Below are 12,139 nucleotides of genomic sequence, written 5' to 3' on the forward strand. Positions count from 1 at the left end.
GAACATGCATATTATTCTGCAATAAATACGAGAAGAGATCCTGTCAAAGAAATATTGTCGAAGGAATGGGTTTATATAAATAAACAAGTAAAAGCATAAACGAATCCTGTCCTATTTTGATGAAGAGTGGTTTCTACCGGGAAACTGCTCTAAATTTGTTTAATTTGTTAATTTGTTAGAATAGTAGTTATGGCTTATATAGAGTATAATAAACTTATCTATCTTAGTAAGGAGATACCTATATGAGCATTAAACCAACAAAGTATAATTTTTTTCAACGATTTGGACGTGCTTTTAAGTTAAATATCACTAAACTACTCCGGTCTCCTGGTGGAGCTAAGAAAGTATCATTAGGATTCGCAATTGGCCTAGGCTTGGAAATGTTGGTTCTGTCAACAGGATCACTTATTTATATATTTTTTGTCCCGATTGTCCGTTTAGCGAAGGGATCCTTACCTGCATCTATTATTGGAAATGTGATTGGAAAATTAACGCTGCTGCCGGTTATTCTGTTACCTTTTGCAAAGAATCTCGGGAAATTTCTCTTTCCGATGAAGGTCCATTACGGACACCATTCGTCTTTTTCTTTTCAAAAGTTAATTCATGGTGATTTTCATACACTCGTGAGTATCCTTCATGGAGGAATCCATACGTTAATAGGAATGTCTATTTTTGGGTTAATCCTCGGTGTTTGTTCATATTTCATTGTGTATCATTTTTATGAAAAAGAAAGAGCAAAAAGGTTAAAAAGAAGACGGAATAAGCGTGAGGTTCCTCTCAATTCAATCAACCAAACTTATATATAAATAGTCCAGACAAGAAAACGTCTTCATAGTTCGCGTGACTATAGAAGGAGTTTTCTTTTTTTTTTACTCTAATAAAATGTTTTTCGTTAAATGAACATATTAATAATAGAGGTGAAATATGTGGAGATGTTAAATTCGAACCAAAAATTTGATTTACATACGCATCACGATCGCTGCGGCCATGCGCGTGGGAAAATTCGTGATTATATTGAAGCGGCGATTGAAAGAGGATTACATGTTATTGGTATTGCCGATCATTCCCCGTACTTTAGCAGTGAGGTGGACCAGCTCCATCCCAAAATTGCCATGGCAAAAAGCATGTTTCCAGAATACGTTAAGGAGGTACTCGAGCTGAAACAAACCTATAGCGATAAAATTGACGTCCTTCTCGGGGTAGAGTCTGATTTCTTCCCGGAATCCGTCGAGATTTACCGCTCCTGTTTTGAGCCGTATCCTTTTGATTACATCATTGGTTCTGTTCATAACGTGGATGGAGTAAGTATTTTCAATAAAAAGCGCTGGAACGGGTTAACGGAACAAGAAAAAATCAGAACAAAAGAAACATATTATTCGCTCATTGAGCAATCAGCGCGAAGTGGTATGTTTCAAATCTTGGGCCATATTGATGCCATGAAAGGGTTTTATCCAGCTTTTTCATCCATTCAAACCGCTGCAGTTGAAAATACCATTAAGATAATAGGAGAACATGATATCGCGATTGAAATCAACACATCTGGTAAAACAAAAGACGTTGGCGGCTGGTATCCGTCCGATGATATGTTAGAAATGGCCCAGCACTATGGTGTAAAGGTAACGTTTGGATCGGATGCCCATGATACGCATCGAGTAGGGGACGAATTTGATCTGGTTCAGCAGCATCTTAAGGAAATTGGATTTAACGAATGGGTATATTTTAAGAACAAGGAGAGAGTGACTGTAAGGATTTAGCATAATTACTATTGGTTATACAAACACTACCAGTAAAAAGGCGGTGTAACCATGGATAAAGAAAAAAAGAATGTACCACAGGAATTTCAAAATAATGTAAATGACCATAAAAACAGTAAAGCTAAGGTTTCAGCTAATTTAGAGGATAATGATATTCAGACGGAGAGCGCGATGATTGTTGGCGGCGGCGATCCCAATCTTTCACCAGATGCGGGCAGACCGCTGCTCTAGTATAAATAACACCTTATCCCATTTATTTAGAAGTAAATGAATGGGATAGGGTGTTTTTGTGTTTTGTCCAATCCAGGAGCCTTTTTTAACATTCTTAAGTTATTTTCATAAATATATATAGGCACGTAATTACACGAATGTGAGGAGTGGGATAAGATGTTTTATGCACGGTTGGTCCATTTTAAATTAGGAGAAGGACAAAGAGCGACGGCTGAACGAATAACCAATGAATTAGACAAAATCAGCAGAACCTTAGCCGGTTTTAGGGGCAATGTTTACTTTTATGATGACGCAGTTTCAGAATATAGAGCATTAAACTATTGGGACACCAAAGAAGATGCCGAGCGGGCCAATCAAGTTTTGTTTCCAAAATTAGTGGGAAAGCTCCATGATCTAACTAAAGAGCCGCCAACTTTTAAACTATTTGAAGTATATGATCCAGATGAAGGTGGAGAGGTGTTAGCCTCACATATCAGGTGGGTATGAAGTTTTATGCAGAGGCATCATAGTTTGGTGCCTCGATAGTTGCATTGCTGTTGGAATGAATATTGTCCGGTATTCATATTTCCCTTATTATTGAGATGGAAACCTTAAACATCCACCGGAGGAAAAAAAGTGAAATTTAAAAAAGGATTAAAAAGACTCGGACTTTTCCTGCTTTTCCTGATTGTTTTTATGTTCTTTAATAATAGTTCTCTATTAACAAAGGAACGTAAGGGCGAGCCATTCTTGCTGGCACACCGCGGCCTTGGCCAAACTTTTCCAATGAAAGGAATCAAGTGGGATACTTGTACAGCTGAACGAATTTATAAACCCGAACATCCCTATTTAGAAAACACGCTGGCCTCTATGGCAGCTGCCTTTACAGCGGGGGCTGATTTGGTCGAATTAGATATTAAACCAACAAAAGATGGTCAATTTGCTGTATTCCATGATGGGACGCTTGACTGCCGGACAAATGTGAAAGGGGAGACCAAAGAATATACGATGGCAGAATTGAAAAAGGTTGATATTGGGTACGGCTATACGGCAGATAACGGTAAGACTTTCCCTTTCCGAGGAAAAGGGGTGGGATTAATGCCTTCTTTAGATGAAGTGATGAAGCATTTCGCAAATAAACCCTTTTTAATTCACATTAAAAACGCTGAACCTAGAGAGGGCACGACGCTTGCTCAATTTTTATCAAAACTGCCGGAAAAACGACTGGATCAGCTTACCGTTTATGGAGATGATCAACCGATCGAAGCTTTAAAGGAACAACTTCCAGAGATGCGCGTAATGTCGATGGCAACACTAAAAAGCTGCTTGCTTCCTTATTTGGGTGTAGGGTGGACAGGCTATATGCCATCTGCATGTAAAAACAGCCAATTACACATTCCTGAAAAATATGCCTCTTTGCTGTGGGGCTGGCCGAACAAATTCTTATATCGGATGGATCATGTAAACACGAGAGTCATTGTGGTCGCAGGTGATGGAGATTGGTCTGAAGGCTTTGATTCTGCTAATGACCTAAAACGACTTCCTGCTAACTTTACTGGCGGCATTTGGACCAATCGGATTGATCGAATTGCCCCGCTAGTTAAGGGAGCTGGGCGAGAATAATTTCTATCATGAGGGGTTCATACGGCCGATTTTTGGCATGAACTCCTTATGAATCAATCTTGATTATTTGCTTGAATGGCTTGGGTAACCCTTCGCACTATTTAATGTATAAAAATTGTAACGAAACATTCTATCAATAGTGTTATAGGAGTATTACATTTAAATAAAAAAGATTAGTAGAAAAGTAGGATGAAAAAACCGAAAGAATGAATCTTCTTTCGGTTTTAAACCGGGCTTTTCTTCGATTGATGTTTAAATTGATACATCATTTGCTCTGAAATTGCAGTATAACCAGCAAAATTTGGATGGACCCCATCCGGTGAAAGGTTTTGCAGATGATCCCCGTTAATGACTTTCGTGGTTTCAATGACAATCGACCCCGGGAATTTATTCGCAACTTCATATATATGAAGATTCCATTTTGGCAGCATTTTATCCGCTACTCCATACATCTGGTTATCAGGCGATAATGGATTGTACAATTCTAAAAATACAATCGTGGCTTTGGGATTTAGATGGGTTATTTTCGCCGAAATGTCCGACAAATTTTTAGAAAAGGAAGTTTGGATTTGGTCATAGCTTTGCAGGACCGTTCGAATATCTTGGCCGTTTGCGATTCGAAGAATATCATTGCCGCCTACATTTATCGTGATAATGTCGGATTTCTTGATCGCTTCATCGAAGCGGCCTTCCTGAACCAAATCGTTTAACTCATTACTAGTAATCCCGTTGATTCCTTCGTTTTGAGATACAATTTGTTTGGAAGTCTGTTCTGCCAATTTACTAGAAAATAGACTGACAAAATTCTCATTCTTTCCTGCACCTACTCCGTGAATGATAGAATCCCCAATCGCCAAATGGTGAAGTTGAGACGTTTTGGCATTTCGATAATAATTGAGATAAGTGGTTTGATCAGCTCTCTTGCTCACCGCAACCGTGTGTTTTTTCATTTGGTGTATTTGGTACTGAGGATAATAAATCCACGCCGAAATACCAAGGCCAATGAGCAATACAAAAACACATAGATATTTTACTATTTTCATACCATCACTCCTTGAATATTCTATTATAACAAGAAAACAAGGGAATATTAGTAGGAGGTGATTTCCAGTTTACTAGAGAAAGGAGGGAGGTTTATTTTGAATTCTGTTGAAAAGTGGAAGAAGAAAGCGGATTAATTGGTGCAAGGAATATCGATGAAACCATCTTGTGGGTTGTAGATGCGTCTACCGTCGTAGAACGGCGTGGAACGGGTGACATTGTCACATCATGCGGCGGATACCAACGTTTTTGTCATGAGAATTACGGAAGCTTTTTTGAAGAAGCAGCTGAATAGGTCGGATTACAGGGCTGGAAAGCCACAATAGGCGGCAGCAGTGACACGAGAATCTGGGCTGAATATGGCATTCAAAGTGTTAATCTCTCAGCTGGTTACATGAATGAACATACTTCATTAGAAACACTTGATGTTGAAGCATGTTATAACACCGTTTCCTTACTCAATAAGGTGTTTAATGAGACTAGAAATTTACAAAGGACTTTGCAGCAAATTAGTATTTTAGAAAGTGCTAGGAGTGAGGTTAGGTGAATAAACAGCTAGTTTTTGTCTATGGAACATTAAGAAAGTACGAAAGAAATCATCACTTGTTAAGGAATGCTCCTTGTATAGCAAGGGAGTGTTGGACCGTGGGGGAGCTATATGATTCAAACCTAGGTTATCCCTTTTTTGTCACAGCTTTAAGCGGGAGAGTGTCCGGTGAACTTTACCAGGTTGACGATATCCAACTCGAGGCACTAGACCATCTTGAAGGATATACGGGCTCAGCGGAAACGAACTACTATGACCGAATTGAGAAGCTTGTTAAAACAGATTTAGGAAGTTTTCGCGCTTTGGTCTATGTACTTCCAAGTGGAAAACAACCAGAAAACATGAAGCGAATTGAGAGCGGAGACTGGTGTATCTTTCGAGGCCAATGCTAATGGAAAAAGAGCTGCCGGAGACATCCTCGGCAGCTTTATTCAATTATCTAAACATCCTGTTAACGGAATTGGTAAAGTCGTCCCATAGGTCAACTCTTGTTCCAGTCCGAATATCATTGGAATAGTTGGTCATTTGACCGAAAGTATTGGTATCGTAAGAAATATAGACATTGTCAATACTGCGATCAGCTGCACGAACTTGATTTATGATTTTCTGATCCAGTGAATGGGTCCCACGTGCATTAAGATCATTGGCACGATTAATACGAGCATTCGTTCTTGTTCCTGTCGTTCCAGTAATGGTAGCGTTTGTACGATTACCAGTATTTGCATTCAAATTGGTATCGCCATTGGTACCAGTCGTGCCAGAATTATAACCATTTCCATAAGTGGCATTCATATTTGGGCCCGTTCCCGTTGAAGCGCCTCGGGCCCGAGTCCCATTTTGAGTACCTTCTAATCGTACGGCTACATATGCATCATTACCACGAATGATGACATTTGCTTGATCTACTTCATTTAAACTTTCCACATTCCTAATCGCACGGGCAGAAACCCGTAAATTTTGATTAGAAACATTCCTTACATTCACACCATTAATGGTATTGTTTCTTACATTGTTGACACCCAAATCGTTTGTATTATCATTGACTGCATTTTTATTGTTGTTTGCACAGCCAGTTAATCCAAATAATGAAGTTGCTAAAACAAACGCCACCCAGCTTTTTCTCACCACAAATCATCACTCCCTTAAAAAAGTCTTACATACTTATCGTGACCTGTTTAAGTGAATGTATTCGAGGGGAAGTACAGGTAAATTTTGAACGGGATTTAGTATTGTAGCTGAATGTGTTTAATTTACTGGGATAGCTGGGGTTAGATATTACAGTAAGATAAAATGGGCTTTGTTACCGAGAGGTCTGTCATCCAGGGCTTACGTTAACATAAAAGGTCGTTATGTTACCGAGAGGTCTGTCATCCAGAGCTTACGGTAACATAAAAGGTCGTTATGTTATCAAGAGGTCTTTCATCACGAACTTACGGTAAGATAAAAGGCGCTAATCTTAAGTTATATCAGTTGATTCATCAAGATGGTCAAATATACTTAAAATACCGTTTCCCCAATGAGCAGCACTTTCAATTGTTCCTTAGGCAGTTGCTGCTTTTCCCATTCTCGGAGTAGTCGATCTAATGCTTCCGGTCCGGTGTCATCGGCTAGCCGATAGGTGCCATAATGCATGGGGACGAAGTTTTTTGCTTTTAATTCGATGAACGCTTTCACACTGTCTTCTGGTGAGATATGAGCAGGGGCCATGAACCATTCCGGTTCAAAGGCGCCAATGGGCATAAACACCGTATCAATAGTCTCAAAACACTCAGCTATTTGTTTAAAACCACTAAAATATCCGGTATCGCCGACAAAGTATAGTGTTTCTTGGGGCGTACTAAAGATCCACCCACCCCAATGGGACGTGTTCATATCAGTCAGTGATCTTCTGGTCCAATGTTGTGCAGGAACAAAATGAATCGTAATTCCTTCATGTTCAACACTTTCCCACCAATTTAATTCACTTACCTTCTGATAGCCCTTTCGGTTAAAAATAGACTTCAAACCAGCAGGGACAAAGTATTTCGGGTTTCCTTTTAATTTTTTCAAAGTAGGGAAGTCCAAATGGTCGTAATGACCATGGGATATAACGACCACATCAATCTCTGGCAGCTCTGCTAATGAGATGCCTGGTTCGGTTAATCTTTTTTCCAGCCCCATCCGCCTAGCCCAAACTGGGTCTGTAAGTATATTCATTCCATTCAGTTGGATCAAAAAGGTGGAATGACCAACCCATGTATAGGACGTCAGGCTTTTGTTTTCCAGTAATTCTCTTACTTTCTTAGAAGGAAATTGTTCAATGTTAACTGATAAATCTTTCACTTTCTTTTTTCGTTCTTTCTGCCATTTCCGTAAGTCTTTAAAGGATTTGTAGCTGGTCACATTATCTAAATTAGTATATATTTTCATTTTTACTCACCCTAATTTTCAATGAACTTTTTAATAAAACCACTTAACTGCAAGTAACGTATGTAATTTAACAATCGGAATCAATGTATTTTACAATTTTTTCGCAAATTTCGTGAGTAATCAAGGAATCATCAATTGAAGGATTTGGAATCGTATTCGTTTGAATACAGTTAATGAAATGATCTATAAGTTGATAAAAGCCCCTTTTATAAAGGGTTGGCTCCCAATCCCCAAATTTAGAAATACGTATTTCTTTATTATGAAAGTGAGTGGTTTCAACCAGGCTGTTAACGACATATTTATGGTGACCGGTCATATATTCAATGATTTCCTCTGTTACTCCGCCATTTCTGTTCATGACCCCGATTGCAGTACATCCTTCGCCAATCAACTGGATGACCAAATGGTCCAGCATTTTCCCATTTCTTAGGTATTCAACCCTAATATCTAATACCTTGGTATCCATCAAAAATCTAAGCGTATCGACCACATGGATAAAATCCTCGACCACAAATCTTCTAATAAAATCCGGGGCTGCAAAGCGATTCTTTTGCATAATTATCAAGCTTGCTTTCCCGTGATCCTTAAGTTCTTTTACTTTGGGGATAAATCGTCTATTAAAACCAACCATCGCAATCTTGCCGCTTTCTTTGGCGAGATTCACAATTCGTTCGGTTTCATGAAAGTTCATGGAAATGGGCTTGTCTATATAAACGTTGATCCCATTTTTAAGTAACTTTTCTGCTATTTCAAAATGAGCTTCTGTAGCCGTACTTACTATTGCTGCATCAATCTCTTTTCTGATTAAAGCCTCCACCGTTTGAGCCTTTTCTTCAATTCGATACTTTTTTGCTAAGATGTTAAGAGTTTCCTCATTTCTTGTACAAAGCACTAATTGAATATCCTCTTTTTCAGCAAGAACGGGTAAGTAGGCTTTTTTAGCAATATCACCCAATCCAATGACACCAATTTTCATATTAATCCTCCATTACCATTTAAGGTCTAAATTGCTGAATAGTTAAGAACAGAATATCATGCTTTATGGGATTTATAAAAAATTTTAAATCAAACAGTTTTTTTAAATATAGGTGAGCACTTCGTTTTTTCATTCAGAATCATTTTATATAGCCGAGTAAATAATACCCTTATCGCACGTTTCAAAATAAATGGTATAGGAGTATTAAATCAATGGAGAAAAAGCGCAAAGGATTGTCCGCTTGGCAGCTTACATTGATGGCTTTAGGGAGTGTAATTGGAGGGTCCTTTTTTCTAGGGTCATCAGTTGCCATTCATGCAGCAGGGCCGTCCATTTTACTTTCCTATATTTTAGCGGGGGGATTGGTTTATCTAATTCTTTATGCCTTATCTGAAATGACAGTAGCAAATCCAACGACAGGGTCTTTTAGTACTTTTGCAGCCCGAGAACTTGGTGAGGGGACAGGCTTTGTAGTTGGTTGGCTGTACTGGACGGGGACAGTTCTATCGATGTCCAGTGAAGCAACAGCTATTTCCATCTTAATCCGTGAGTGGTTTCCAAATGTATCAATTGGTTTACTGGGAAGTTCAATAATCATAGGTGTAACATTGCTTAACCTACTAGGCGCTGATAAGATTGGCAAACTGGCAGGTGGTCTTTCAGGAATAAAAATATTCGCGATTATTTTTTTCATTATCACTGCAATCGTATTAATCCTAGGTGTCCTCCCAGGAATTTCGGCCATCGGTGTTGGGGAATTGAGGACTGAGCCCATTATGCCGGGTGGAATAAAGGGGATTGCGGGTAGTATGCTGCTGGTGATTTTTGCCTATGCAGGTTTTGAAATCATAGGGCTAGCGGCCACTGAAGCGGAAAATCCACGTGATACAATTCCTAAAGCGATTCGATATACAGTGTTTTCTCTTGTTGGTTTGTATATTCTTTATGCGGCAGTACTATTACCACTTATTCCGACAGCCACACTGAATGAAAACATTAGTCCCATGGTAGCTTCCCTAGAAAGATGGGGGATTGGCTGGGCAGGCAGAGCGATTAATATTGTGTTAATTTCTGCTATCCTTTCAGCTATGTTGGCCTGTATTTTCGGTCTGGGGAGAATGATCAGATCTCTTTGTGACGAGGGCCATGCCCCAAATGTGCTGAGGGATAAGAGCGATGTACCGAATCGCGGGATTTTATTTTCCGGATTTGCGATGCTTGTTGGCCTCGGATTTGGCCTCTTGTTTCCTCGAGTGTACCTGGTGCTGATTACCACCGGTGGCTTCGCATTAATTTTTACTTACGCTGTCATTATGGCTAGTCATATCCGCTTTCGCAAACGTAACGGATGTCCTCCCGCAGGTATATGCCAAATGCGCGGCTACCCGTACACGTCTTGGATCGCATTAATTAGCATGATTATCGTGCTTGTAAGTATGCCGTTTATTCCTGGGCAGGGGGTAGGTTTGGTAGCCGGAATCGTAATGGTTGTGCTATATGCCTCCATTTATTATGTTATGAGACTATCCACCCGTTCCAAGGCATTAAATACACCAAGAAAAGGAAATCTAATTATGACAAAACAACCCAATTTATTAACAGAATTTTCGGAGGAAATGAACCTGAAAGAGAAGTCGACACAATATCCACGCAAATCACAGCTAAAAAAGGATAATTATGATATGTTTGAGGAAGAAGAGAGAGAACGAGAACACTATGATGGATGACGATAGATAAATGCGATGCTTCTACTTCAGTAGCATCGCATTTACTTTTTTAAAATAACACTTATACGCTCAGTTATTGTCGGAATTTGTTGACCGAAATCATTTCTTTGTATTCGTTTTCATTTGATAAAATCAGTTTATTGTTGTGAAGTTTTAGTGAAAAATGGTGAATCAAGATGTTTATGTTCATCAAGTATCTTTTTAAAACTGAATAGTAAAAGGATGATGAGTTTTATGAAAATCAAGGGTAGGCTGAGTGCGTTTTCCATTGTTTTAATGATTAATTTACTATATATGCTTTATTATTATAGTAGAGATAGCTACATTAGCTGGATTGAGTATTTAGGTTTACCAATCCTGTTAACGCTTGCATGGTGGTTTGGGAAGCAATATGATATTGCAAAGTTTTATTCAGAGAAAGATGCGCTCACAGGCATATATAATAGAAGATGTGTTGAAGCATTTGTTTCTAAAATGGAATCAAAAACGAAACAGAAAAAGCAAGATTTCACTCTTCTTCTCCTTGATGTCAATGACTTTAAAGTCATAAATGATTTATTTGGGCACAAAGTCGGCGATCAGTACATAAAGAATATAGCTCATCAATTGGAAAAAAGTATAAGGGATAAGGATATCGTGGCCAGATGGGGTGGGGACGAATTTTTGATCATTTCACCAGGTGTAAAGCGGAATGAAAGTCTGGTTGAAATGTTGGAAGAAATACATAAAAATCTAAAAAGTATCTCACCTAATGAGTTAGAAATAGGTGTTTCGATCGGTACTGCTTGTTATCCAAGTGAGGGAAAATCGTTTGATGAATTAATAAAAATAGCAGATAAACAAATGTATCATATTAAATCTCTAAAAAAACAAAACGTCTATCCACAAAAACAAACAGCTAATTAAATGTCAACTGGAATATGTTGATATTTTGACACATGGATTTGTTTATTTCTATGCTACTCTTAAGATACATATGAATTCCATGGAGGTCTTTTAATGAGCTGCGGTTGTACAATAAATTTAAAAGATGGAAAAGACATTGTTGATCATGTCAAAAGTAAAGGGAAAGAAAATTTTTCACCTTCAGTTGCGCACGAAATTAGCTGCGAGTGTGGGGAATCATTCAGATTAGAAACAGTGATTATAAATTGCCCAAATTGCGAAATGACATATGCGGTAACACCATGTGGATCAGGTGATAGTAACAATATTAGGCTTGCTGGGATTAAGTACGCATAGAGGAAAAAGCTACCATCAATTGGTAGCTTTTTTATTAGGCTAAATATAACACAGCCTTTTTAAGATCATAGTCATATACTAATTCCATTTAACTAGGATCGTTTTCATCCAAAGATAATACAGTCACACTTGTTGATTCTCCATTTTCAATTTCTTCTTGAGTGGCATCTCTAGTTAATTCATCCTCTGTATTCATACCTTCCGCAATAGTCGGTTCAGCTTTTGAATATGTATTTTTTTTCATGTAGAATAGCTCCTTTCGATTGTTTTTGAATGAAATAATCCCAACGTTATTGTTTGCAAAAAAACAAAATTTATATAAGTAGGGTGTCCAAAGTTTAATAAATAAAGAAAAGCACCCATAGAGTGCTTTCCTAATATAACTACTTACTGAACAATCCTTTTACGCCTTTATAAATTAAGACGAGTGAGAAGACAAGAACAGTTAGTATGCCAATGATATCAGTAACTGGGGAAATGCTTTCAAGAAATGAATCAGCCAAAGGAACTCTAATAAGTGCAAAACCAGATAAAATCGAGACAAAAAATAATAAAATTCGATTATCCATTGGTTCACCCTCCTTCCTATGTGATTGATAAAATATATGTC

The 12,139-nt window shown here is 38.3% G+C and carries 15 protein-coding genes; 9 read left to right on the forward strand and 6 right to left on the reverse strand.

The window, feature by feature from the left end:
* Positions 1-242: 242 nt before the first annotated feature.
* The 5 genes from V7137_RS17835 (at position 243) to V7137_RS17855 (ending at position 3,587) form a co-directional block, all read left to right on the forward strand.
* On the forward strand, positions 243-806 hold the full coding sequence (locus V7137_RS17835; protein ID WP_335699336.1) for a DUF2062 domain-containing protein: 564 nt from the start codon (positions 243-245) through the stop codon (positions 804-806).
* A 126-nt stretch (positions 807-932) separates the two neighbouring features.
* The gene (locus V7137_RS17840; RefSeq protein WP_335699349.1) at positions 933-1,754 is read left to right on the forward strand and encodes a histidinol-phosphatase; all 822 of its coding nucleotides are present in this window, start codon (positions 933-935) and stop codon (positions 1,752-1,754) included.
* A 51-nt stretch (positions 1,755-1,805) separates the two neighbouring features.
* Positions 1,806-1,985, forward strand: a complete 180-nt coding sequence (locus V7137_RS17845) for a hypothetical protein (RefSeq protein WP_335699337.1) — start codon at positions 1,806-1,808, stop codon at positions 1,983-1,985.
* 156 nt (positions 1,986-2,141) lie between these two features.
* Positions 2,142-2,471, forward strand: coding sequence for a hypothetical protein (locus V7137_RS17850; RefSeq protein ID WP_335699338.1), 330 nt, complete (start codon positions 2,142-2,144; stop codon positions 2,469-2,471).
* Between the two features lie 189 nt (positions 2,472-2,660).
* Entirely contained in the window at positions 2,661-3,587 is a 927-nt protein-coding gene (locus V7137_RS17855) for a glycerophosphodiester phosphodiesterase family protein (RefSeq protein ID WP_420490150.1), read from the forward strand.
* A 224-nt stretch (positions 3,588-3,811) separates the two neighbouring features.
* On the opposite strand, the gene V7137_RS17860 is transcribed toward V7137_RS17855, so the two are convergent.
* Positions 3,812-4,630, reverse strand: a complete 819-nt coding sequence (locus tag V7137_RS17860; protein ID WP_335699340.1) for a GDSL-type esterase/lipase family protein — start codon at positions 4,628-4,630, stop codon at positions 3,812-3,814.
* Positions 4,631-4,743: 113 nt separating this feature from the next.
* Here V7137_RS17860 and V7137_RS17865 point away from each other — a divergent pair, with 113 nt between their 5' ends.
* Both V7137_RS17865 and V7137_RS17870 read left to right on the forward strand, forming a co-directional pair.
* Positions 4,744-4,923, forward strand: coding sequence for a hypothetical protein (locus V7137_RS17865; RefSeq protein ID WP_335699341.1), 180 nt, complete (start codon positions 4,744-4,746; stop codon positions 4,921-4,923).
* A 248-nt stretch (positions 4,924-5,171) separates the two neighbouring features.
* The gene (locus V7137_RS17870; RefSeq protein ID WP_335699342.1) at positions 5,172-5,567 is read left to right on the forward strand and encodes a gamma-glutamylcyclotransferase family protein; all 396 of its coding nucleotides are present in this window, start codon (positions 5,172-5,174) and stop codon (positions 5,565-5,567) included.
* A gap of 43 nt (positions 5,568-5,610) precedes the next feature.
* Here the strand turns inward: V7137_RS17870 and V7137_RS17875 are convergent, their stop codons facing one another.
* From V7137_RS17875 to V7137_RS17885, 3 genes are all read right to left on the reverse strand, one after another.
* A complete protein-coding gene (locus tag V7137_RS17875) occupies positions 5,611-6,303 on the reverse strand; it encodes a YhcN/YlaJ family sporulation lipoprotein (protein WP_335699343.1) in 693 nt (230 codons plus the stop codon).
* A 369-nt stretch (positions 6,304-6,672) separates the two neighbouring features.
* Complete coding sequence (locus tag V7137_RS17880; protein WP_335699344.1) at positions 6,673-7,584, reverse strand: MBL fold metallo-hydrolase; 912 nt, start codon at positions 7,582-7,584, stop codon at positions 6,673-6,675.
* Between the two features lie 67 nt (positions 7,585-7,651).
* Entirely contained in the window at positions 7,652-8,560 is a 909-nt protein-coding gene (locus V7137_RS17885; protein WP_335699345.1) for a Gfo/Idh/MocA family protein, read from the reverse strand.
* Between the two features lie 212 nt (positions 8,561-8,772).
* Between V7137_RS17885 and V7137_RS17890 the strand changes: the two genes are divergently transcribed.
* Both V7137_RS17890 and V7137_RS17895 read left to right on the forward strand, forming a co-directional pair.
* Positions 8,773-10,287 (forward strand): amino acid permease, encoded by a 1,515-nt coding sequence (locus V7137_RS17890; protein WP_335699346.1) that lies wholly within the window; start codon positions 8,773-8,775, stop codon positions 10,285-10,287.
* Positions 10,288-10,521: 234 nt separating this feature from the next.
* Entirely contained in the window at positions 10,522-11,193 is a 672-nt protein-coding gene (locus tag V7137_RS17895; RefSeq protein ID WP_335699347.1) for a GGDEF domain-containing protein, read from the forward strand.
* A gap of 424 nt (positions 11,194-11,617) precedes the next feature.
* On the opposite strand, the gene V7137_RS17900 is transcribed toward V7137_RS17895, so the two are convergent.
* A complete protein-coding gene (locus V7137_RS17900; RefSeq protein WP_335699348.1) occupies positions 11,618-11,773 on the reverse strand; it encodes a hypothetical protein in 156 nt (51 codons plus the stop codon).
* A gap of 139 nt (positions 11,774-11,912) precedes the next feature.
* A complete protein-coding gene (locus V7137_RS17905; RefSeq protein WP_098575418.1) occupies positions 11,913-12,098 on the reverse strand; it encodes a hypothetical protein in 186 nt (61 codons plus the stop codon).
* Positions 12,099-12,139 lie beyond the last annotated feature (41 nt).

The organism is Neobacillus drentensis (assembly GCF_036962765.1).
Taxonomy (GTDB): Bacteria; Bacillota; Bacilli; order Bacillales; family Cytobacillaceae; genus Neobacillus; species Neobacillus drentensis_C.

Excerpts from the sequence above, each read along its gene's own strand:
- V7137_RS17835 (WP_335699336.1), top strand. The coding sequence starts at position 243 with ATGAGCATTAAACCAACAAAGTATAATTTTTTTCAACGATTTGGACGT.
- V7137_RS17840 (WP_335699349.1), top strand. The coding sequence starts at position 933 with ATGTTAAATTCGAACCAAAAATTTGATTTACATACGCATCACGATCGC.
- V7137_RS17845 (WP_335699337.1), top strand. The coding sequence starts at position 1,806 with ATGGATAAAGAAAAAAAGAATGTACCACAGGAATTTCAAAATAATGTA.
- V7137_RS17850 (WP_335699338.1), top strand. The coding sequence starts at position 2,142 with ATGTTTTATGCACGGTTGGTCCATTTTAAATTAGGAGAAGGACAAAGA.
- V7137_RS17855 (WP_420490150.1), top strand. The coding sequence starts at position 2,661 with ATGTTCTTTAATAATAGTTCTCTATTAACAAAGGAACGTAAGGGCGAG.
- V7137_RS17860 (WP_335699340.1), bottom strand. The coding sequence starts at position 4,630 with ATGAAAATAGTAAAATATCTATGTGTTTTTGTATTGCTCATTGGCCTT.
- V7137_RS17880 (WP_335699344.1), bottom strand. The coding sequence starts at position 7,584 with ATGAAAATATATACTAATTTAGATAATGTGACCAGCTACAAATCCTTT.
- V7137_RS17885 (WP_335699345.1), bottom strand. The coding sequence starts at position 8,560 with ATGAAAATTGGTGTCATTGGATTGGGTGATATTGCTAAAAAAGCCTAC.
- V7137_RS17890 (WP_335699346.1), top strand. The coding sequence starts at position 8,773 with ATGGAGAAAAAGCGCAAAGGATTGTCCGCTTGGCAGCTTACATTGATG.
- V7137_RS17895 (WP_335699347.1), top strand. The coding sequence starts at position 10,522 with ATGAAAATCAAGGGTAGGCTGAGTGCGTTTTCCATTGTTTTAATGATT.
- V7137_RS17900 (WP_335699348.1), bottom strand. The coding sequence starts at position 11,773 with ATGAAAAAAAATACATATTCAAAAGCTGAACCGACTATTGCGGAAGGT.
- V7137_RS17905 (WP_098575418.1), bottom strand. The coding sequence starts at position 12,098 with ATGGATAATCGAATTTTATTATTTTTTGTCTCGATTTTATCTGGTTTT.